The 21507-nt window shown below is 70.5% G+C and carries 16 protein-coding genes; 6 read left to right on the top strand and 10 right to left on the bottom strand.

Features of this window, described 5'->3' with window-relative positions:
* Positions 1 to 10 precede the first annotated feature (10 nt).
* The gene (locus QSK26_RS24850) at positions 11 to 1780 is read right to left on the bottom strand and encodes a S9 family peptidase (protein WP_285777644.1); all 1770 of its coding nucleotides are present in this window, start codon (positions 1778 to 1780) and stop codon (positions 11 to 13) included.
* Between the two features lie 246 nt (positions 1781 to 2026).
* Positions 2027 to 2887: a putative RNA methyltransferase gene (locus QSK26_RS24845; RefSeq protein ID WP_502888745.1), complete on the bottom strand. Its 861-nt coding sequence runs from the start codon at positions 2885 to 2887 to the stop codon at positions 2027 to 2029.
* Positions 2888 to 3415: 528 nt separating this feature from the next.
* Here QSK26_RS24845 and QSK26_RS24840 point away from each other — a divergent pair.
* Genes QSK26_RS24840 through QSK26_RS24830 form a run of 3 tightly spaced genes read left to right on the top strand, consistent with a single transcriptional unit; the run spans position 3416 to position 8397 of the window.
* Positions 3416 to 4294, top strand: coding sequence for an endonuclease domain-containing protein (locus QSK26_RS24840; protein ID WP_285777643.1), 879 nt, complete (start codon positions 3416 to 3418; stop codon positions 4292 to 4294).
* Positions 4295 to 4297: 3 nt separating this feature from the next.
* Positions 4298 to 4933 carry a hypothetical protein gene (locus QSK26_RS24835; protein ID WP_285777642.1) on the top strand — a complete coding sequence of 212 codons (636 nt, stop codon included), beginning with the start codon at positions 4298 to 4300 and terminating at the stop codon, positions 4931 to 4933.
* Positions 4930 to 8397, top strand: coding sequence for an ATP-binding protein (locus tag QSK26_RS24830; protein ID WP_285777641.1), 3468 nt, complete (start codon positions 4930 to 4932; stop codon positions 8395 to 8397). Before QSK26_RS24835 ends, QSK26_RS24830 begins: the two co-directional genes overlap by 4 nt.
* A 6-nt stretch (positions 8398 to 8403) precedes the next feature.
* Here QSK26_RS24830 and QSK26_RS24825 read toward each other — a convergent pair whose 3' ends face one another.
* Positions 8404 to 8931 carry a DUF302 domain-containing protein gene (locus tag QSK26_RS24825; protein WP_285777640.1) on the bottom strand — a complete coding sequence of 176 codons (528 nt, stop codon included), beginning with the start codon at positions 8929 to 8931 and terminating at the stop codon, positions 8404 to 8406.
* A gap of 97 nt (positions 8932 to 9028) precedes the next feature.
* Between QSK26_RS24825 and QSK26_RS24820 the strand changes: the two genes are divergently transcribed.
* Positions 9029 to 9514 carry a winged helix-turn-helix transcriptional regulator gene (locus tag QSK26_RS24820; RefSeq protein WP_285777639.1) on the top strand — a complete coding sequence of 162 codons (486 nt, stop codon included), beginning with the start codon at positions 9029 to 9031 and terminating at the stop codon, positions 9512 to 9514.
* Positions 9515 to 9575: 61 nt separating this feature from the next.
* Here the strand turns inward: QSK26_RS24820 and QSK26_RS24815 are convergent, their stop codons facing one another.
* The 4 genes from QSK26_RS24815 to QSK26_RS24800 form a co-directional block, all read right to left on the bottom strand.
* On the bottom strand, positions 9576 to 10916 hold the full coding sequence (locus tag QSK26_RS24815) for an APC family permease (protein WP_285777638.1): 1341 nt from the start codon (positions 10914 to 10916) through the stop codon (positions 9576 to 9578).
* A gap of 267 nt (positions 10917 to 11183) precedes the next feature.
* Positions 11184 to 12401 (bottom strand): threonine synthase, encoded by a 1218-nt coding sequence (locus QSK26_RS24810; protein ID WP_285777637.1) that lies wholly within the window; start codon positions 12399 to 12401, stop codon positions 11184 to 11186.
* Positions 12402 to 12728: 327 nt separating this feature from the next.
* Positions 12729 to 13154 carry a PIN-like domain-containing protein gene (locus tag QSK26_RS24805; protein WP_285777636.1) on the bottom strand — a complete coding sequence of 142 codons (426 nt, stop codon included), beginning with the start codon at positions 13152 to 13154 and terminating at the stop codon, positions 12729 to 12731.
* Between the two features lie 21 nt (positions 13155 to 13175).
* Positions 13176 to 13862, bottom strand: a complete 687-nt coding sequence (locus QSK26_RS24800) for a DUF433 domain-containing protein (RefSeq protein ID WP_285777635.1) — start codon at positions 13860 to 13862, stop codon at positions 13176 to 13178.
* Between the two features lie 270 nt (positions 13863 to 14132).
* Here QSK26_RS24800 and QSK26_RS24795 point away from each other — a divergent pair, with 270 nt between their 5' ends.
* A complete protein-coding gene (locus QSK26_RS24795; RefSeq protein WP_285777634.1) occupies positions 14133 to 14753 on the top strand; it encodes an L-threonylcarbamoyladenylate synthase in 621 nt (206 codons plus the stop codon).
* 249 nt (positions 14754 to 15002) lie between these two features.
* Here the strand turns inward: QSK26_RS24795 and QSK26_RS24790 are convergent, their stop codons facing one another.
* Positions 15003 to 17306 (bottom strand): ATP-binding protein, encoded by a 2304-nt coding sequence (locus QSK26_RS24790; protein WP_285777793.1) that lies wholly within the window; start codon positions 17304 to 17306, stop codon positions 15003 to 15005.
* A gap of 191 nt (positions 17307 to 17497) precedes the next feature.
* On the bottom strand, positions 17498 to 18379 hold the full coding sequence (locus QSK26_RS24785) for an NAD(P)-dependent oxidoreductase (RefSeq protein WP_285777633.1): 882 nt from the start codon (positions 18377 to 18379) through the stop codon (positions 17498 to 17500).
* A 412-nt stretch (positions 18380 to 18791) separates the two neighbouring features.
* On the opposite strand from QSK26_RS24785, the gene QSK26_RS24780 reads away from it, so the two are divergent.
* Positions 18792 to 19769 (top strand): LLM class flavin-dependent oxidoreductase, encoded by a 978-nt coding sequence (locus QSK26_RS24780; protein WP_285777632.1) that lies wholly within the window; start codon positions 18792 to 18794, stop codon positions 19767 to 19769.
* Between the two features lie 138 nt (positions 19770 to 19907).
* On the opposite strand, the gene QSK26_RS24775 is transcribed toward QSK26_RS24780, so the two are convergent.
* Positions 19908 to 21401 (bottom strand): sulfatase family protein, encoded by a 1494-nt coding sequence (locus tag QSK26_RS24775; protein WP_285777631.1) that lies wholly within the window; start codon positions 21399 to 21401, stop codon positions 19908 to 19910.
* Between the last annotated feature and the right edge of the window lie 106 nt (positions 21402 to 21507).

Here is a 21507-nt window from a genome sequence, read left to right as displayed (position 1 = left end):
GGGCCCGGCCCTATCCCGGTGGGAAGAGGCCGAGACGCTTCCTGGCGAACTCGAGCTGGGCGGCCATCTGGCCGATCCGCTCGGCGACGACCAGGGAGCCCGGCCCGGCGTCGAACCGGTAGACCTCGTGGTCGTGGCCGCGCTCGCCCAGGCGGGAGATGTAGCTCTCGATCTGCCGGCTCGGGCAGCGGGGGTCGTTCTTGCCCGCCAGGATCAGCACGGGGGCCTGTACGTCGTCCACGTAGGTGATCGGCGAGCTGGCGGCATAAAGCTCCGGCATCTCCTGCGGCGAGCCGCCGATCAGGGAGCGGTGGTGGGCGCGCAGGCTGTCGGTCTCGTCCTCGTAGGCGGCGGCGTGGTCGGCGATGGGCACGGCGGCGATGCCCGCGGCCCAGGTCTTCGGCTGGGTGCCGAGGCCGAGGAGCGTGAGGTAGCCGCCCCACGCGGTGCCGGCGAGCACCAGCCGCTCGGGGTCGGCGACGCCGCGCGCCACCATGTGGTCGCGCACCGCGGCCACGTCGGCCAGCTCGATGTGCCCGACCTCGCCGCGCAGCGCGTTCCGCCAGGCGGCGCCGTAGCCGGTGGAGCCCCGGTAGTTCACCCGGACCACGGCGAACCCGTAGTCCACCCAGGCGGCCACCTCGGGGGTGAAGGAGTCGTCGTCGTGCGACGTCGGGCCGCCGTGCAGCAGGAACACCGTGGGATACGATCCCGTGCCCTGCTCCGGACGGGAGACGAAGGCGTGCACCCGGCCGCCGGGACCCTCGATGTCGAGGTCCTCGACGGGCACGGACGGCGGGGCGGAGGGACCGGCCGCGTGCAGCACCACCTGGCCGTTGCTCGACCGGATGACCGGCGGGTGCGCGGCACTGGACCAGATGTACTCGACCGTGTCGCCGGGCCGGGGCGCCGCGGACTCGATCACGCCGTGCGGCGTCTCGATCGACGCCATCCCGCCGCCGCCCAGGTCGTAGCGGTGCAGCCGGCTGCGGCCCCGGTCGTTCCTGACGATGAGGATGGACCGGCCGTCGCCGTACCAGTCGGCGGTGACGTCGCCCTGCTCCCTGAGCCAGACCTCGCGCTGGTCGCCGGTCGCCGGATCCCACAGCGCGGGCTCGCGCCGGCCGCGCCGCTCGTGCAGGATCAGCAGGCGGCGGTCGCCGGCCACCGGCGCGAAGCGCAGCGCGACCAGGCCCTTGCCCGGCCCGTCGCACAGCTCGCCCACGGTGCTGCCGTCGGGGCGTAACACCCGCAGGCCGGGATGCCGGAAGTCGCCGCTCTCGCTGTGGCTGATGGCGATCAGGGAGCCGTCCAGCGACATCGCGGCCACGGAGGCCGTCTCGGTATGCTCGTAGATCATTTTCGTGGGCTCGCCCGGCCGTACGAGGTGGATCTGGAAGCCCGCGCCGACCCCGGACACGCCGACCGCGGCGGCGCCCAGGGCGGACAGCGCGATCCCGGCCGGGTGGCCCGGGTCGAGGTCGATCGGCTCGTCGGGGCCGCCCTGGAACGGCTGGCGCATCCACTGCCCGCGCTCGTCGCCGTCGTCGGCGAACCACCAGATCCAGTGGCCGCCGGGGTCGATGGCGGCGTGCGCCGTGCCGTACGGCCGGTCGGTCACCTGGCGGGAGACGCCGGTGCTGCGATCCCAGGCATAGACCTCCCAGGAGCCGGAGGCGTTGCCCCGGTAGACGGCGCGGCTCGGATTCTGCCTCGCCCACACGGGCAGGGTCATCCGCGGCGCCCGGAACCTGGCCTGCCAGCGTTCCTCCGCCTTCATATGGCGCGTCCCTCCCTCAGGACCTCCGGTACGGACCTTCCTCGTCAGGAGCCGGTGGACGCGGCGAGCGACCCACTGGCCCACGACGCGGGCGGTCCGGATGGAGGACTCCCTCGCGCTTTCCCTCCAGGGTTCGGCGGGTTGCCGTCCAGTATGTCGTGTAGGGGCGCGGATTGTTCAAGGAATGTGCGGGAATTTAGGACTAATAGCCCCTTCAGTAACATCAGCCGCATCTGTAGGTCAAGTTCACAGGCTTGATCGCAAGGCGGGTTGGAAGATAGACAGGTGGAAAGAGGCGCGGACCCTGACGGGATCGCCGAGGGCCTCGATTTCGGTGCGCAACGCGCCGGGATCGTGGTGCCACGCGCTCGGTCCCATGCCGACCACGGCCGCCACCTGGTCCGGGCCGAGTTCGAGGACGAATTCCTCGTGCCGCCGCTCCACCTCCGTGAAGCCGCCGCGCAGGCTCTCCCCGACCCTGCGCTCCTTGTCCTCGTCCACCGACAGCAGGCCGAGCCGCCCGACCAGCGGCTCCAGGTGGTCCGGCGCCGGCGTCACCACCACCAGCCGCCCCTCCGGCCTCAGCACCCGGGCGAACTCTGGGCCGTTGCGTGGCGCGAACACGTTGACCACCACGTCCACGGCCGCGTCCCGCACCGGCAGCGGACGCCACACGTCCGCCACCACCGCCCCGATCCGGCCCCGCGCCCGCGCCGCCCGCCGCGCAGCGTGCTTCGACACGTCCATCGCGATGCCCCGCGACGTCTCGCCCGCCCCGCCCGTCAGCACCGCCGACAGGTAGTGCCCGGTGCCGGCTCCCGCGTCCAGCACCACGCCGCCGGCGTCCGGCAGCGCCGCCCGTACGGCTTCCGCCAGCCGTGCGGCGAGCGGATCGTAGTGCCCGGCGGCCAGGAAGTCGTGCCGCGCGGCGACCATCTCCGCGCTGTCTGCCGTGCCCGGCGCCCGTGACCCCACGAGCAGGCTCACATAACCCTGTCTGGCCACGTCGAAGCCGTGCCCGCCGGCGCAGCGCGCGGCCCCGCCCGCGAGGGTGAGCGCGCCCCGGCAGATCGGACACACGAGCAACTCGATCACATCACCCAGCACGCCCCCCATCATCTCGCGGGCCCCGAGCCGTGCCTTCCCCACCTGCGGTAAGGATCGCCGCTCTCCTGCGGGCGGCGGACTGGGCGGCGTTCCACCGCGCGGGCGTCGTGGCGCTCCACCGCAGGGGCGGAGTGGCGCTCTACCGCGGGGGTGGACGGGGGCGGAGTGGCGCTCCGCCGCGTGGGCGGACGGGGCTTCACCGGGCGAGGGCGGGGCGGGGTCTTTGCGGGTGGTGGACGGGGGTGGAGCGGCGCCGCACCGCGCAGGGGTGGGGTGGGGTTCTTTGCGGGTGGAATTCGGATTCTGGCGAAGCGTATACACGGACTTGGCGTCGCCTATAGTCTCGGCGAAATCGACGCATTATGGAATCAGCGTGAAGTCCCGTGGGAGGAGCTGCCCGCGGGGCGGGTACTTTGCGTTCACGGCGCCATTGTCCCGCCGCCGAATGTCGTTCAACCGGAACCGTCGCCCGGTGGCGCTCCCGCGATTGTCGAGCACTTCCCCGCCGCGCCGCGCACCGCCGCGGAAATGGCCGGCGCCGTGCTGGACGAGCTGGAAACGACCGCCGCCGGGTTGTATCCCGCCTGGCTCCCCGAGGCGGAGGGGATCGGTCCGGCCGGTGTGCGCGCGGTGCGGGTGCTCGCCCTGCGCGCGGCGTCCACCAGCCGCCATTTCGGCCCCTTCCTCGCCGACCTCGCCGAGTCGGCACTGCTGCGCAGGCCGCGCCGCCGCCCCGGCTTCACCCCCGAGGTCCGCGCCGCCGGCCTGCTCCGCGTCCTCGCCGCCGCGTACGGCCGGCTCCGGGTCACGATCCTCGTGCGCGTGCCCGCCGGGCTGTCCGCCGCCGAGGAGCGGGCACTCTTCGCCGGGTGCGAGTGGCTGGCCCACCGCGGCGGCTTCGGCGTCCTGCTCGCGGGCGCGGTGCTGGCCGCCGTGGACCGGGTGGAGGTCGTGCGACTGCCCGGTGCCACGGGTCCCGCACCCGCCGTGCCGGTCGCACCGGGTCGGGGCGCGCCGGGTCGGAGCGTGCCGGGTGGGAGTGTGCCGGTCGCCGGGGCGCCGCATCCGGGGAGCGCCGCGGAGCGGAAGCTGGAGGCGGCGCTGGCGGAGTGCGACTGGGCGGCCGGGCGGGAGTGGAACCAGACCTACCGGCCGCACCCGCTCGCCGAGGAGTTCCGGCTCGACCTGCTGTGGCGGGAGGAGCGGTGCGTCGTCGAGATCGACGGCGACGACCATCGCGGCGCGGCCAAGTTCGCCAGGGACCGGCGGCGAGACGTGCGACTCCAGATGGACGGTTACGCCGTGCTGCGTTTCACCGATTCCCATGTCGTGACCGATACGACATCCGTGGTCCGCCAGTTGGAGCGGTTTCTCCGAGACCGCCGGCCGGGGCCGTTGAAAGGATAGAAGATGCCGGAAAAGCCGCTGCTCCTCTCCGAGATCGCCGTCCTGGTGGCGTTGCTGGGCGAGGTGGAGGAGATTTCCAATCCTGACCTCCACGAGCGTTATGGCGTGACGCTGGTCGGTGAGAATCGGCGGAACCTCAATGACCTAAAACTCGTGGAAAGCCGGAAAGTCGGTCGTGCTTACGTGCACATGTTGACGGATCTCGGGTGGGCGCGGGTGGCCCAGGAGGTGCGGGAAGGCACGGTCGCGACGCCGAACGGGGCGGCGGGCGCCCTCGTCAAGGGGTTGCTGGTCGGCTTCCGGCGCTTTATGGAACGTACCGATAACCGGCTGGCCGATATCTATGCGTTGCCTGTGGCCCCCGTGGTTTCCGAGGTGGATGTCGAGTCACGGATTCGGGCGGCCTACGCCGAACTGGCCGAGCGGCCCGCCGACTGGGTGAGCCTGACCAAGCTCCGTCCGCGCCTCGGTGACGTGCCCAAGGCGGAGGTGGACGAAGCGCTGCTGCTGATGAATCGGCGGGCGGATGTCAACATCGTCCCCGAATCGAACCAGAAGACGCTCACCGCCGCGGACCGGGAGGCGGCGGTGACGATCGGCGATCAGGAGAAGCACTTCATCGCGATAGGAGTCCGATGAACGGCGACGAGCGGCGGGCACTCGGGGCGCTTCATTTCAACTGGGTGCAGGGGCCGGACGATGTGTGGCGCTCTGCCCGTTTCCACGTGGAAGGGCTTCATCATTCCACCGCCCGCATCCTCCTGGACGGCCTCTCGGAGGCGTGGCACAGCCAGGACGCGAGCCCTGTCGGCGTGGTCGTGCAGGGACAGCGCGGCTCGGGCAAGACGCATCTGCTCGGCTGGGTGCGCGACCAGGTGCAGCGGCAGGGCGGCTATTTCTTCCTCGTGGGCCTGCTGGACGCGCGGGACTTCTGGGAGAGCACCGTGGTGTCGATGCTCGGTGACCTCGCCCGCGAGGGGGAAAAGGGGAGAAACCAGCTCAAGTCCTTCCTGGTGCGCCTGTCGGTGCTGCTGGAAGTGCCGCGGATGGTACGACGGGCCGTCTCCGGGGACACCGCGCTGACGCGTGAATCCCTCGACCTCTTCATCACCGCGCTGCGCCGGTTCCAAGGGCTGGAGGGACGGGAGAGCCAGGACACCGCCAGGGCGCTCGTCCTGCTCGCGTCCGACGATCTTGAGGCACAGGACATCGGCCAGTCGTTCCTGACGTCGCTTCCGGAGGAGGAGCCGGGGGAGCGCGCTCGGTGGGGCATCCGCCAGGTGCACAAGTCGCCGCAGGAGATCGTGCGTGACGTGTCCCGGCTGCTGGCCCTCACCGGGCCGTCCGTGGTGGCGGTGGACCAGATCGACACGCTCATCGCACAGTCCCAGATGTCGATGGACAGGACATCCTGGGACAGTCGCAGCACCCTCATGATCGAGCAGATCGCAGGGGGTCTCATGCAGTTGCGCGAGGTCACCCGGCGGACGCTCACCGTTCTTTCCTGTATCCCGGCGACCTGGGTCTACATCGAGGAGGCCGCCACCGACACCGTTCAGGACAGGTTCCGGCAGGCGGTCCACCTTCAGACGATCTCCGACCCCGAGATCGGCAGGGCGCTGATCGCCCAGCGGTTCGGGACGCGGTTCAACGAGATCGGCTTCGAACCGCCGTACCCGACGTGGCCGGTGGCCCCCTCCGCCTTCGCGGACGCGCCGGACTTCACCCCTCGCCAGTTGTTGAAGAAGATCGACGCACACATCCAGTGGTGTCTGGCCATTGACGAGGTCAAGGAGCTCGACCGGCTCAGGGGAGCCGTACCGGATCTCGTCCTGCCAGGTCCGGTGGTGGTGCCACCGGTGGACCTCGCCGCCATCGACGCCCGGTTCGCCGAGTTGCGGGGTGCGGCCGGGGTGCAGGACGTCGTGCGGGCGGCCATGGCGGTGGCGAGTGAGGACGCGGTGATGCCGGGGCTGCTGGCCGCCGGGCTCGCCGCGTGGATCGCCGGGCTGGGGGAGACGGGGCGGGTCTTCGCCCAGGATCCGCCGCCCAGCGCCAAGCCGCCGCTGCACGCACGGCTGCGCCGTACCCTGGACGAGACCACCGAGGACGAGGCGCACTGGGCCTTCCGCGCGATCTCCGCCGAGAACGCGAACGCCGCGCTGAGCCGGATCCGCGGCGCCTCGGTGGCCGCGGGGCTGGACGCGGAGGTGCCGAAGCGGCGGTTGTTCCTGCTCCGCAACCGGCCGTGGTCGCGCGGGCCGCGCACGCTGGAGGCGGTGGCCGCGTTCGAGAAGGCGGGCGGCAGGGTGCTCCGCCTCGAACCGGGGGACCTCGCGCTGCTCGCCGCGCTGCGCGACCTGCTGGCGGAGAATCCGCCGAACCTCCAGGCATGGCTGACCACCCGCCGCCCCGCCGCGCACGTCACCTTCCTCGGCGAAGCCCTGTCCGACGCCAACGCCGACGCCGACGCCGACGCCGCTGACACCAGCACTGATGTCGCAGCCGCCCACGCCGACGCGCCGCACGCCCAGGCCGCGGTGCCCGCGGACGCGCGGCACACCCTCGACGCCCCGGCGGCCGAAGGGGTACCGGCGCCGGTGACCGCCGCCGTCACGGCGCCGCTCCCCGGGGCGCCGCTCCCGGGGTCGTCGTCTCCGGGGTCGTCGTCCGGGCAGGCGGCGGCGGCGCGGCCGGTGCTCACGGCGGAGCCGGCGGTCACGAACGGCCCGGTGGCCTCCGGCGGGCAGGTGAGCACGGCGGGCGCGGTGTCCGCCGCGGGCATGGTGACGACGGCGGGCGCGGCGGTCACGGCGCGGCCCGCGCGTACGCCGGCGGTGGCCGAGGCCGGGCCGCCGCCCTCAGGAGGCGTGCCGTACGTCGAGGTCGGAAGGGTGGTGGACCGGGGCAGGGGGGCCGCGGTCGGGCTGGAGGCGTTGCGGAAGCACACCGCGATCTTCGCCGGGTCCGGGTCGGGGAAGACGGTGCTGATCCGCCGGCTCGTCGAGGAGTGCGCGCTGAAGGGCGTGTCCGCGATCGTGCTGGACCCCAACAACGACCTCGCCAGACTGGGCGACCCGTGGCCGGAGCCGCCGGAGCACTGGCAGGACGGGGACGCGGCACGGGCGAAGGAGTACCTGGAGGGCACCGATGTCGTGATATGGACGCCCGGAAGGGACGCCGGACGGCCGCTCAGTTTCCGCCCGTTGCCGGACTTCGCGAGCGTTCTGGACGACGCCGACGAGTTCAACGAGGCGGTGGAGGCCGCGTACGCGTCCCTCGCGCCGCGCGCCAAGCTGGAGACGAAGACGAACAAGGCCCACCTCGGCCAGGCCGTGCTGCGCGAGGCGCTCCGTCACTACGGGCGGAGCGGCGGGAACGACCTGCCGGGGCTGATCGCCCTCCTCGCCGACCTCCCCGAGGGCGTGAGCAGGCTGGACAACGCGGAGAAGCTCGCCGCCGAGCTGGCCCAGACGCTGGAGGCGGCTCGGGTCATCGACCCGCTGTTCGGCGGGTACGGCACGCCGGTGGACCCCGGGGTGCTGCTGACGCCGCCGCCGGGCAGGCGGGCCAGGGTGTCCGTGATCAGCCTCGTCGGGCTGCCGGGGGAGGCGCAGCGGCAGAGTTTCGTCAACCAGTTGCAGCTCGCGCTGTTCGCCTGGATCAAGAAGCATCCGGCGGGCGACCGGCCGCTGGGCGGGCTGTTCGTGATGGACGAGGCGCAGACGTTCGCCCCGTCCGGCGGGATGACGGCGTGCACCCGCAGCACCCTCGCCCTCGCCTCCCAGGCCCGCAAGTACGGCCTCGGCCTCGTCTTCGCCACCCAGGCCCCGAAGGGACTGCACAACCAGATCCCCGGCAACGCGGCCACGCAGTTCTACGGCCTGCTGAACTCCGTCGCCCAGATCGACGCGGCCCACCAGCTCGCCCGCGGCAAGGGCGGCGGCGTCGAGGACATCTCCAAGCTGCCCACCGGGCGCTTCTACGCCGCCCTGGAAGGAGCGGCCTTCGTCAAGATCCAGGTCCCCATGTGCCTGAGCCACCATCCCCGTGCTCCGTTGACCACGGAGGAGGTGCTCCGGCGGGCCCGCGGCCTGTCCTGAACCCGGTCAGCCCCTGAGGAGGGCGGGCGGGACGGGGGCGTCGAGGTGGGCGAGGAGGCCGGCGAGCTTGTGGTCGAGTTCGACGCCCACCGGAGTGATGGCGGGGTCGCCGAAGGTGGCGAACTTCGTGCTGGGCTGGTCGATGGCGAACCAGGCGGTGCCGGAGGCGTCCTCGTAGATCAGGGCGCGCAGCGGCGCGTACAGCATGACGGCGGGATTGTGGCGGAACATGCGTTCCGCGATGGTGTGGTTGCCCATGAGGTACTGCGTGCACCGGCCGGGGTCGCCGGCCAGGCGCATCAGGCGCGCGGCGTCCATGCGCCAGTAGATCATGAAGCCGTGTGGCGCGTTCTCGTCGGCGGCACGCAGGACCGCGTCCCATCCGACGGGGCGGTCGGCGAAGGAGAGGTCGGCCGGGGGCACGGCCTCTTCGTAACGGCGGCGGAAGTCCTCGTACGGCGCGCCCACGTCCACGTTCAGCTGGTGGACCTCGTGGACGACGTCGCGTACGCCCTGGGTGGTCTGCTGAGACATGTCCGAATCTCCTGACTTTCAATGCAAAAGTCATCCCTGTCATCGACGTTACGCCGTAGACTTGCGTCATGCAAGTCAGCATGGAACGGAGGACGACGTGACCGTACAGACGGCCGACATCCCCTGCCCGATCGGCCGGGCCGTCGCCCTGCTGGGTGAGCGGTGGACGCTGCTCATCCTGCGCAACGCCACCCTGGGCACCACCCGGTTCGACACCTTCCGCGCCGAACTGGGCATCGCCGACAACATCCTGTCCACCCGGCTGGCCCGGCTGGTCGAGGCCGGGCTGCTGACCCGGGTGCCCTACCGGGACGGCGGGCGCACCCGGCACGAATACCGTCTCACCGCCGCTGGCGCCGACGTGCTCCCCGTGCTGCACGCGCTCGCCGCCTGGGGGCAGGACCACACCGAGCCCGGCGATCCCGGCGCCCCGATGCAGGTCATCCACCGCGCCTGCGGCCACGCCACCACCCCCGGCGGCACCTGTGATCACTGCGGGGAGCCGATCAGGCGCGAGGAGACGGCGTGGCTGCGCCCCTGGCGCTCGGCGGAGCCCTTCCCCCTCGCCGAGCCGGTCGGCTGAGAAGCCGCGCCCCGGCGGTGCGGCGGCGCCGTACCGGGTGCGGTACGGCGCCGCCCCGGCGTCACGCCGTGCGGGCCTGCCGGCGGAGCACCAGCCAGTTGATCCCCCACAGCACGACGCCGATGGCCAGCAGGATGCCCGCCCGGATGTAGACCTCGGCGGGCCGCCCGGTCAGCGGGCTGGCCAGGACGAACGCGAACACCGCGCCGAGCACCGGCAGCACGGTCGGCACCCGGTAGTGCGCGTGGTCCACTGTGTCCTTGCGCAGCACCAGCACGGCGACGTTCACCACGGTGAAGACGCACAGCAGCAGGAACGCCGTCGTGTCGCCGAGCCCCCTGATCTCACCGGTCGAGATGAGCGCGATGGCCAGCGCGGTGGTGAACAGGATGCCGATCACCGGGGTACGCCGGCGCGGGTCGACCCAGCCGAGACCGCGTGGCACGACCCGCTCGTTGGCGAGGCCGTACACCAGCCGGGAGGCCATCATCATGTTGATCAGGGCGGAGTTCGCCACGGCGAACATCGCGATGGCGGCGAAGAGCTGCGGCGGGAAGTTGATACCGCCCGCCTTGACCACCTCCAGCAGCGGGCCGGTGGACTGCTCCAGGATCCGGTAGTCGACCAGGAGCGAGGAGGTGACGGCGACGAGAATGTAGACGACGCTGGTGATCGCGACGCCGAGGAAGATCGCCCGGGGGAAGTTGCGCGAGGGGTCCTGGGTCTCCTCGGCCATGTTGACGGAGTCCTCGAAGCCGACGAACGCGAAGAAGGCCAGCGCCGTGCTGCCGAGCAGCGCGAGCATCAGGCCGCCGGCTTCGTCGCTGCGGATCTCGAGCAGCCGGGACGGCTCGCCGGCGCCGGTGGCGACCGCGTACACGCCGATGACGACGATCACCACGAGGCCGGTCAGCTCGATCAGGGTGAAGACGATGTTGGTCTTGACCGACTCGGAGACGCCCCGGTAGTTCAGCAGCGCGACCGCCACGATGAAGACGACGCCCACGACGACGCCGGGCAGCGAGACGAACGCCTCCAGGTAGTCGCCCCCGATCGCCCGCGCCGCCGCGCTGGCCGAGGTCAGCCCCGAGCACATCACGGTGAACGCCACCATGAAGGTCAGGAACGGCTTGCGGAAGGCGCGCTGCGTGTAGAGGGCGGCGCCGGCCGCCTGGGGGTACTTCGTCACCAGCTCGACGTAGGACATCGCGGTCAGCAGGGCGACGACGAAGCCGAACAGGAACGGCATCCACAGCGCGCCGCCGATCTGGCCGGCGACGGTCCCGGTGAGCGCGTAGACGCCGGTGCCGAGGATGTCCCCGACAATGAACAGAATGAGGAGTTTCGGACCGATCGCCCGCTTGAGGGTGACCTGTTCAGCCTGGGGAGAGGGGGGTGTCATGGGTGACCACTTCCCCTGCTTTACGGCCTTGACACAGGGATGTCCTCCCCTGTCATGACCTTGATCAGTTGACCGGCGACTGCGTACGGGAGCCGGCCAGGTGAACGTCGAGATCGGCCGGCGCCACCGCCTGCGCCACGCGGACCGGCCGGTGGGTTGACCGGCCCGCCAAGGTGGAAAGAATGCCGGGAAACGTCATGGAAGGCCGTGCGGCCGGTGTGTGGACGCCGGTGGCCGCTGTTTTGGACGGCGGCGGTGGCGCGGCGGTCAGGTGAGGTGGCCGTCCACCGGCAGGACCGGGGCGTCCACCGGGACCGTCCCCGGGTACTTCAGCCCGGCTCCGGTGTTCAGCACCACGACCTGCTCGTCCGCGCCGATCCAGCCCGACTCGCGCAGTTTGCGGGCCGCGGCGAAGGCCGCCGCCCCCTCCGGGCAGACGAAGGCCCCCTCCAGGGCGGCGACCTGCCGCAGCTCGGCCAGCAACTCGGCGTCGGTGACCGTGACCGCGGTCCCCGACGTCTCGGCCAGCGCCTCCAGGATGAGGAAGTCGCCGAGCGGCTTGGGCACGTTGATGCCGAACGCCACCGTGTGGGACCCCGCCCAGTGCCGGCTCTCCCGCTCGCCCTGCTCGAACGCGCGGACGATCGGCGCGCACCCCTCGGCCTGCACCGCGACCAGCCGTGGCGCCCGCCCCGAGATCCAGCCGAGTTCCAGCAGCTCCTGCAGCGCCTTGTGGATGCCGATGAGACCGACCCCGCCGCCGGTCGGATAGAGGATCACATCGGGCAGCCGCCAGCCGAGCTGCTCGGCGATCTCGATGCCCATGGTCTTCTTGCCCTCGATGCGGTAGGGCTCCTTCAACGTCGAGGCGTCGAACACCCGGCCGTCCGAGGCCGCGATCAGCTCGCCCACGATCCGCCCGGCGTCGCTGATCACCCCGTCGACGAGGTGCAGGTCCGCGCCCGCGGCCACGCACTCCCGCCGGGTGATCTCCGGCGCGTCCACCGGCATGACGATCGTGGCGGTCAGCCCGGCCCTGGCCCCGTAGAGCGACCAGGCCGCGCCGGCGTTGCCGTTCGTCGGCATCGCCAGCCGCTCAACGCCCAGCTCGGCCGCCCGGGACACGCCGACCGCGGCGCCCCGGGCCTTGAACGACCCGGTCGGGATCAGCCCTTCGTCCTTCATCAGCAGCCGCGGCAGGCCGATCCGCTCGCCGTACCGCGCCATCGGCAGCAGCGGCGTCATCCCCTCGCCGAGCGTGGTCACCGACCGCTCGCTCCTGACCGGCAGCAACTCGTGGTACCGCCACAGGTCGGGCGAACGTCCGGCGATCTCCGCCGGGCTCACCGCCGCCCGGACCGCCGCCAGGTCGTACCGGGCGAGCAGCGGCGACTTGCACTTCACACACAGATTCTGCGGCCGCTCACTGTCATGCTCGGCCCCACACCGCCCACACTCCAAATGGGACAACTGGCTGAAACTCACACGCACTCCCTCATCCCCGCCAACCGGTCGCGCGTGCAATGGTACGTTCGCCCACTTCTGCACCGACAGTGGTAGGAGTAGGACGATCAGCGGCAGCGTGCAACTCCGCGCGCCGCCGCTGCCACGGAGAACCTCCCCGAAGCGCCCGACAGCCCACCCGCGAGCCCGACCATCGCCGCACCGCGTCCTCGCCCCCGGAAGGCCCGTGGACCGTCTCGGCGCCCATGGCGGGGTGATCTCGCTCTGACTGGTAGGCGGAAACCGGGCAAGGGCGTGTTCGATGACCAGGTTGCCGTCGAGGCGGGGATGCCTTCGGGGCGGCCGCTTCTACTCGCGCGTGGTGATCGACATCTCTCTGATTCCCGCGTCTGAAACTGCCATGAACCATGGCCCGTCCCCGCGTTCCTTGATCTCCCGCTCCATCTCGTCCCATCGGCGTACCAGTAGCCGCATGGTGTCCCAGTTCGACAGATCTTTCTTTCCCGCCAGCCAGAAAATGCGAAGGCCGTGCTCAGCCAGCAGCATCGCCTTGGCATGCTTGGTCCGAATGCACTTGTCCCTGGTAATCACCACCAGCTCTTTGGCGGCAATGATCGGCATCCAGTCGGGATCAAGAGTTCCGATGGGCACTTCCGGCAGCAGCGGGTGCCCTGTATGAATCACGTCCCTGCGTAAAAGTACAAGAGGCTTGCCGATGCCGAGGGACGTCTCGTCAACGAAGAAGCGCAGGTTTCCGAGGTCGATGGGGGGCATGACCGTCCTGAGAGCGAGATATCAGGCGCTGCGGCGCTGTTCGAACAAGACGGCGGCGCGCACTTGCTCAGGCGAGAGCTCATAAAGGTCGGCGATCATTTCTTCCGAGTCGCCGGCTCGCACCTGCTCGGCGATCACCTCGGTCGGCACGGAGCGATCCCGCACGACAGGCTCCCCGAACGCCCGAAGTGGATCGATGACGATCTCCCGTAGCTCAGGGTCGGGATACATGCGCACCGCGTCGCCCTCTTCGTTGAACTGCACCGCGTTCACGTATATCTCGGCCGGCGTGGTGAGCATGTACTGGCCGTTACGTATTACGACCAGTTGTAGCGCCTTGTCTAGGTTTACCTCGTCCTGGACTCGTTTCACCAGTTCCCTGCCCACGGTTGTGATCAAATTCGCCGAGTGTGCAAGAGGATATCGGGATCCGGTCTCGGCGCGAAGGGTCCGTATGGCGGGACGCATGTTGATGATCGGCACACCTTCGGTGCGAAACTCCGACAAAAGACGCGTTTCAACAAATTCGCCCCAGGTGGCATATTCCTCGCCTGTGCGTTCCTCTCGGACAATCGGTGGGTAGGTCTTGCCGCTGCGCGCGTATCCGTCAATCCATCGCCGGGCGGTGCCGGAAGGCAGGCCAAGGAGACGATCGACCTGAGCCATCGTGTAGGTCGGCCGTTCGAGCAGATCCAATACGGCGCTCATGCGGTCATCATCCCATCCATGCAAGCTCTGACAATCCTCTGCAAGAATTAGCTTGAGAAGCGCATCACAAGCTCGGGCGACATGCGCACCTTTTCCAGTATTTTCTGAGCCCTCCGTGACCTGGTGAGCATCAACGCCGATGAGATACGGCCGGACTCCGGGGTTGGGCTCCCTCGTTGCGGTGCGTTCCGGGCTCTGGGCCAGTCGTCACACGGCGGGCAGGTCGGATCGGCTCGCGGGGGTGGAGTGTGCGCTCTTAAGCTTTCCTGCATGGCGAAGTACATCGATGTGCATCCGGACAATCCGCAACCTCGGGCGCTGCGGCAGGTGGCGGATCTTGTGCGTGGGGGTGGGCTGATCGCTTATCCGACGGACTCGTGCTTCGCGCTCGGGTGTCAGCTGGGTAACCAGGAGGGCATCGACCGGATCAGGGAGATCCGCAGGCTGGACAGCGGGCACCACTTCACCCTGGTGTGCAAGGACTTCGCGCAGCTCGGGCAGTTCGTGCACGTGAGCAATGCGTTGTTCCGGTCGCTCAAGGCGGCGACCCCGGGTAGTTACACGTTCATCCTGCCCGCGACGAAGGAGGTGCCGCGGCGGCTGCTGCATCCCAAGAAGAAGACCGTCGGCGTGCGGATCCCGGACCACGTCGTCACGCAGGCGCTGCTGGCCGAACTCGGCGAACCGCTGCTGTCGAGCACCCTGCTGCTGCCCGGCGAGACCGAGCCCATGACGCAGGGCTGGGAGATCAAGGAGAAGCTCGACCACACGGTGGACGCCGTGCTCGACGCCGGGGAGTGCGGAGCCGTACCGACGACGGTCATCGACTTCTCGCAGGCCGAACCCGAGATCCTGCGCAGAGGCGCCGGCGATCCGGCCCGTTTCGAGTGACCGGCCGATCCGCTCCCTGAGCACCTGATCCACTCCCTGAGCGGCCGATCCGCTCCCTGAGCACCCGATGCGCCACCCGGTCGGCGCGCGATCGCCGTCCTGGGCCGCGAAGAAGCTGGGCGCGGTGAAGCTGGGTCGCGGAGAGGCTGGGTCGCGGTGAAGCTGGGTCGCGGTGAAGCTGGGTCACGGAGAGGCTGGGTCGTGTGGAGGCTGGGTCGTGTGGAGGGACTCCGGCGCCGTGGGCGGGTCCTACGACGCGGTGCGTGACATCCACCACGCCGCCACCTGCGCCCGGGAGGTGCAGCCGAGTTTTCGCAGGATCCGCTCGACGTGTCCCTCGGCCGTGCGCTGGGCGATGACGAGTCGTTGTGCGATCTTCTTGTTCGTCAGGCCCTCGCTGATCAGCTCCGCGATCTCCAGCTCCCGGGGGGTGAGCTCCTCGGCGTTCGCCGCGTGGCGTGAGTCGCGTGGCGCCGCCTTCGCCGCCTTGTTGAGGATGTGGTCGATCGTGGCGTCGGGTGTCATCCGGGCGCCCCGCTGGTAGGTCTCCTCGAACGCCGTCTCGCCCAGCGACGCGCGCGCGTACTCCCGGGCGTCCTCGTGCGCCTTTCGCCACGCGGCGTATTGCAGCGGAGAGATGCCCGCCTTGCCCCACGTGGCATGCGCCGAGCCCAACAGCCAGGCCACCGAGTCCGCGTCCTTCCGCCCGTGCGCTATCCAGGACAGTGACTGCAGGCACGCGCCGACGACGGTCGGGTCGTCGAAGTCGCGATTGATCTCAAGGATCTCCTTGAGCAGGCGGGTGGCCTCGTCGAGATCGCCTTGCAGCCGCCTGAGGTCGGCGAGGATCCACATGAGGTACGACTGGTTCCAGCGCGCGCCGCGCCGGGCGCACTCCTCGATCGCCGAACCGCAGAGTGCCACGCCCGCGTCGATCTCGCCGAGCCCGCCAAGTACGCCCGCCAGGTCCGCGGTGACGAGCCAGCGTCCCGGCAGGTCGCCCAGTGCGTCGTAGTGATCACGTGCGGCGCTCAGCAGGGCCTTGGCCCCGGGATAGTCGTGGTCGTAGGCGGCGGTGAGGCCCTGGACATAGGTCGCGTACGCCCGGCTGCGGTCGTCGCCGAGTCGCTCGGCCAGGGCACGGCTCTCCTGGCCGTGGCGGCGGGCGGCTCGAATGTCTCCCTGGTAGAACGCGAGCCAGCCCGCCAGCCACAGCCCGCGGACCTTGGCCACGTCCGCCTCGGCGCCCCCGGGCAGGGCGGTCAGGAGGCGCTCCACATGGCGTCTGCCCTCGCTCACCGCGTGGACCAGCCAGAAGGGCCAGAGGTCCGTGGCGAGGTACAGGCCGGTGATGGCTTCTTCCGGGGTCGTCAGGCAATAACCGATCGCGGCCCGGATGTTGTGCCGCTCGGACTTGAGCTGCAGGCTCCAGTGCCGCTGTTCCGACTGCGCCCATCCGGTCGCCGCACGGTTGGCGAGCGCCCGGCACCAGTCGCGGTGTCGTGCTCTGATCGTTTCGAGTTCGCCCGACTCCTCCAGACGGGCCCGGCCGAACTGCCGCAACGTGTCGAGCATGCAGTAACGGTCACCCGGGCCGCTGTCATCTCGGATCACGATCGATTTCTCGACGAGGCTGTGCAGGCGGTCCAGCAGCGACTCGGCCGGGAGGTCGTCGTCACAGCACACCGCCTCCGTCGCCGCGAGGTCGAAGCCGCCGGCGAAGACGGTCAGCCTCGCCCACAGCGTGCGGTCGGGCGGGTCCAGCAGGTCATGGCTCCACTCGACCATGGCCGTGAGCGAGGTCTGCCGGGTCTCGCGGCCCCGGTGCCCGATGGTCAGCAGCTTGAACCGGTCGCCGAGACGGGCGACGATCTGCTCCACGGACAGGGAGCGCATGCGGACCGCGGCCAGTTCGATGGCGAGCGGGATGCCCTCCAGATCGCGGCAAAGACGCGCGACCGACGGGCCCTTGCCTGAGTCCAGTTGGAAACCCGGGAAGGCCGCCTGTGCCCGGCTCACGAACAGGTTGACGGATTCGTAGCGCAGCAGGACCTCGGGCGGCTCCGCGTCCGAGGCTTTGGGCGGCACGGTGAGCGGTGGGACCTGGAAGATCTGCTCGCCCTCCACGCCGAGCGGCTGGCGGCTGGTGGCGAGGATCCGCAGGTTCTCCGACGCCCGGAGCAGGGTGCGGGCGAGAAGGGCGGAGCTGTCGACCAGGTGCTCGCAGTTGTCCAGGATCAGCAGCCCGTGCCGGTCCGCGAGGTGGTCGATCAGCGTCTCCGTCAGCGACATCGTGGACACGCCGGGCAGGCCCATCGCCGCGGACACCGTCTGCGGCAGGAGACTCGGGTCCGTCAGCGTGCTGAGGTCGACCAGCCAGAGACCGCCGGGGAACGCCCGGTGCTTCGTCCGCGCCGTATGCATGGCGAGCCGCGTCTTGCCGATGCCGCCGGGGCCCGTCAGGGTCAGCAGCCGGCTCGACTCCAGCAGGCGGCGGACCTCGGCGGCCTCCTTGCGGCGGCCGATGAACGGCGTCAGTTCGGCGGGGAGCACACGACTCAACCGTGAAACGTCACTCACGGGTTCGGCACCTCCTGATCGACTGGACCGGTGACACGACCGTCAGGGGAGTACCCATCCGCCTGGTGAAGTCTAGTTCGGCGTGTCAGGTGGCGGTCAGGACAGGAACGAAAAGGGGCACCATCCGTGCCGACGGATGGTGCCCCGATGCTCGCCGGTACCGGCTACCCCGGTCGCTTGACCGCCTCGAACGCGCTCGGCAGGCCGTCGTCGCCGTGGCCGAGGGCGACCGCGCGCGCGATGATCGACTTGTAGAACTCGGGCACGGTGACGCCTATGCCCCGGGCACGGCTGGTCTCGATGAGGTGCTCCATCGCGTTCAGGTGAATGTCGAGGGTCTCCTCGTCACTGGGGTACTTGCCCTCGTCGACCTGCCTGGCGACCTCATGGAAGACCGCCTCGATGGACCTGAGGAACTGCATGGCGACCGGGAGGAACGCCGACGCCTTGGCCCCCTCGGTGCCGACCAGGGAGAAGGCGTGGAAGTAGCCGCTCAGGAGGCCCCATTCCACGCCGAGCAGGCTGGAGTCGTACACCGAGGCGAGCCCGTAGTCGGCGCCGAGATACGAGGTGGCGCCGCCCAGGCGGTTCAGCATCTCCCGCTCGGCCGCGAACACCTCCTCCGCCCCGCTGTAGAAGAGCACGGCCTCCGATCCCCCCACGCCGCTCGGCGTGGCCATCACGGCCCCGTCGAGGTAGTGGGCGCCGCGCTCGGACGCCCAGGCGGACGCCTCGTGGGCCTGCTCCGGGGTGCCCGTGCTCAGGTTGACGAGACGCCGCCCCGACAGCGCGTCACCGCACGACTCCAGGACCTCGTACGCGGCCGGGTAGTCCGTGACGCAGACGATCACCGTCGGGCTCGCCAGCACGGCGTCGCGAGGAGTCGCGGCCAGGGTCGCGCCGAGGGCCACCAACTCGTCCGCCTTCTCGGCGGTGCGGTTCCACACGGTCGTCGGATGCCCGTGCCCCACCAGCGTCCGGGCCAGCGCCGAGCCCATCAGGCCGAGACCGATGACGGTGACGGGTGAACGATCGTTAGGGGCCATCACAGCGCCCTCCCCTGTTTCTTCAACGGTGAACAAAGACCCTCGCGTAGCCCGTGTCGATGCTCCGCACCCCACGGCAAAGCTCCCGCGTTCGCCGAACAGTCTGGGCGACCTGGCGGCGCGGGGGTCAGGGGAGAAATCCCCGATCCCCACGTGTTCCCCGGTGATCTCCGGTCCGGTGTCATGACGAGGAGTGCACGTGGACGTACCCGTTCAAGGTGCCTCGGGGAGCGTTAGGGGTGGTTCTCCCGGTGTCGAACGGGCGGAACCGGAGGACCATCTCCCCAGGGAGTCCTTTCATCGCATCGGGGAACGCCGGGTACGACCTGCTCGCCACCGCCCGGCGACCTCGGCGATGACACCGCATCAGTGATTGGACGAATTGGTGATCGCTTACAGCATGTGCACGGACATGAGAGCCGCGCCGGGCCTGCCGCCCACTCCGGCCCACTACGATCGGGTGATCGAGCTCGTACGCCTCGCCGAGCGGCTCGGATACCGGACGGTGTGGACCACCGAACAGCATGGTGTGGACGACGGATATCTTCCGGCTCCGCTCATCGCGCTCAGCGCTTTCGCCCGCGAGACGAGCACGATCCGCCTGGGCACGGGCATCCACCTGCTGACCCTCACGCAGCCCCGCCGCGTCGCGGAGGAGGCGGGCGTCCTGGACGTGCTCTCGAACGGCCGCCTCACGCTCGGGGTCGGTGCCGGGGTGAACCCGCATGAGTTCCGCATATTCCACCGGAGCCTCGCGGACCGGGCGCGGTTGATGGAGGAGGGTCTGTCGTTCCTCCGGCGGGCGCTGTCGGGGGAGCCGCCCGCCGACGGGTACCCGATCAGTGTCGGTCCGGTCCAGCGGCCGGTGCCGCTGATCGTGGGAGGGCTGGCCAAGCCGGCCGTCGACCGGGCGGCGCGCCTCGCGGACGGGCTTCTCTCCTACAGCCTGGTAGACGCCGAGGTGGAGGTCCCCCAGCTCTGGAACGAGCGGATCGCTCCGGCCATGGAGCGTCACGGTCGCACGCCCGGCGACTTCCGCCTTGCGCTGAGCGCGATGGTCTGGGCCTCCGACGACTGGGAGCGGGAATGGCGCGAGCACGTGGGCGCCGCGTTCCGCTACCAGCAGGTCATGTATGCCGAGTGGGCCGGGGGCGGCGAGGAGGATCTGCCGGCGTTCCTCCGGCAGCCGTCGTGGGATCTGGACGAGGTGCGCAGGCGCATGTTCGTCGGCCGGCCGGACGAGGTCGCGGAGCGGTTGTCCGCGCTTCGCGAGGTCTTCCCGTTCGACGAGATCGTCATCTGGCCGGCGCTCCCCGGGGTGCCGTTCGAACTCGCCGAGAAGTGCCTGCGCACGTTCGCGACCCAGGTGGCTCCCGCCGTCAAGGGTTAGCGCCGGGCACGGTCCCGGTACGGTCCCGGTACGGGACAGGCGGGCGCCGGACGGGCGGCGCACGCTTCGTCCTGCGCCTCCCTCCGGCCGAAGGCGTCCGGCGTGCGCTCACCCGTGGTTGACGGCCCGGCGTCGTGGTCAGGGTGTCGGGCCGGGTACCGGTGTCCACTGGCGGCAGGCGTCGCCGGCGCAGGTGCGCAGGGTCGCGAGGCGATCGGCCAGCGCCTGCCGGGCGGTGGCGTAGCGCGGGTCGTTGTGCACGCTGGTCAGCTCGTACGGGTCCTGTTGCAGGTCGTACAACTCCCGCGCGCCGGTGGAGTGCTCGACGTACTTCCAGCGCGGGGCCCGCAGACCGGCGTACCACCTGCCGCTCTCCCTGGGGCCGGTCTCGATCACGATGCCGCGGGCGAAGGAGGCGCCGGTGGCGATCGGCAGCAGCGAGCGGCCGTCGACGGTCACCCCGGCGGTCGCGTCGGCGGCGTCGAGGATCGTCGGAGCGAGGTCGATGTTGGCCGCGAGCGTGGTGACGTGCGCGCCGGCCGGTACTCCCGGTCCCCTGATGATCAGGGGCACCCGGATCGACTCCTCGTAGGGCACCGTCTTGCCGCTCTGGATCCGGTGTTCGCCCTGCATCCAGCCGTTGTCGGAGGTGAACACGATGAGCGTGTCGGCCAGTTCGCCGGACGCCCGCAACGCGTTCACCATGGCGGCGACCGCGTCGTCCACGGCGAGGAGGGATTCCAGTCGCCCCTTGAGCCGGACGTTCTCGATCCGCTCCTCGTCAGCCGGGGTGATCCGGGGCCTGTTGCGCATGAACGGCGGCTTGTCCGAGACATCCGCTTCGTCGTAGCTGGGAGGCTTGGGAAGCTGCACGTCGTCCAGGGCGCCCAGGTGCCGGGGGGCGGGACGCGGATTGCGCTGGGACAGGTCGCCCCCTGAGGCGGCCCCCTCACCGTGCGGCGCGAGCGGCGCGAAGGACAGGAAGAACGGTTCGCCCGCCGGGGCCTTGCGCTGGATGTAGTCGACGGCTTTGCGGGCGTAGACGTCCGTCTGGTAGAGCGCGGGATCCTCCGAGCCGGCCGCGCCGTACGTGCGCAGCGTGCCGTTCTCGTTGAGCGTGTAGTTCCACATGCGGTAGGTGCTCGGGTCCACCGAGCCGTACCATTCGGCCCAGCCGGGCGGGATCTCGGTGGGGCGCTCGCGGCCGTAGCCGTTGAGGAACTTGCCGATGTGCGCGGTGGCGTAGCCCGCCCGGCTCAGCCAGACCGGCAGGGTCTCGGCGGCGGGCAGCTTCTCGTATCCGCCGTCCGGTAACCCGTTGCCCAGGACGCCGTGGTTGTGCGCGTACTGCCCGGTGAGGAACGTGCTGCGAGACGGGCAGCACAGCGAGTAGGACACCACGCTGTTGTCGAACGTGGTGCCCTGCGCGGCGAGGAGCGACCGGACCTTGGGCAGGTACTGCAGGGCCGACACGTTCATGTCGTCGACCATGATGACGACCACGTTCGGTTTGGCCGCCGGCGCACCGGCGGCCGGTGCCCCCATGGCCGGCACGGCCGCCGTCAGCGCGGCGGCGGCGGCGAGGACGAGCGCGGCCGCGCCGAACCGGCGTCGACCAGGGCGTGCGAACATGCGACTCCTTGAGGGGGAAGGCGGGCATGGCGAACCCGTGCGACCGAATCGGTCCGAACGGCGTGGGAAGAGCGGCGTCAGGCGCCGGAGCGCTGCCCCGCGCGGC

The organism is Microtetraspora sp. NBRC 13810 (assembly GCF_030268685.1).
Classification (GTDB): Bacteria; Actinomycetota; Actinomycetes; order Streptosporangiales; family Streptosporangiaceae; genus BSRQ01.
This window is presented reverse-complemented; position numbering and strand designations above follow the sequence as displayed.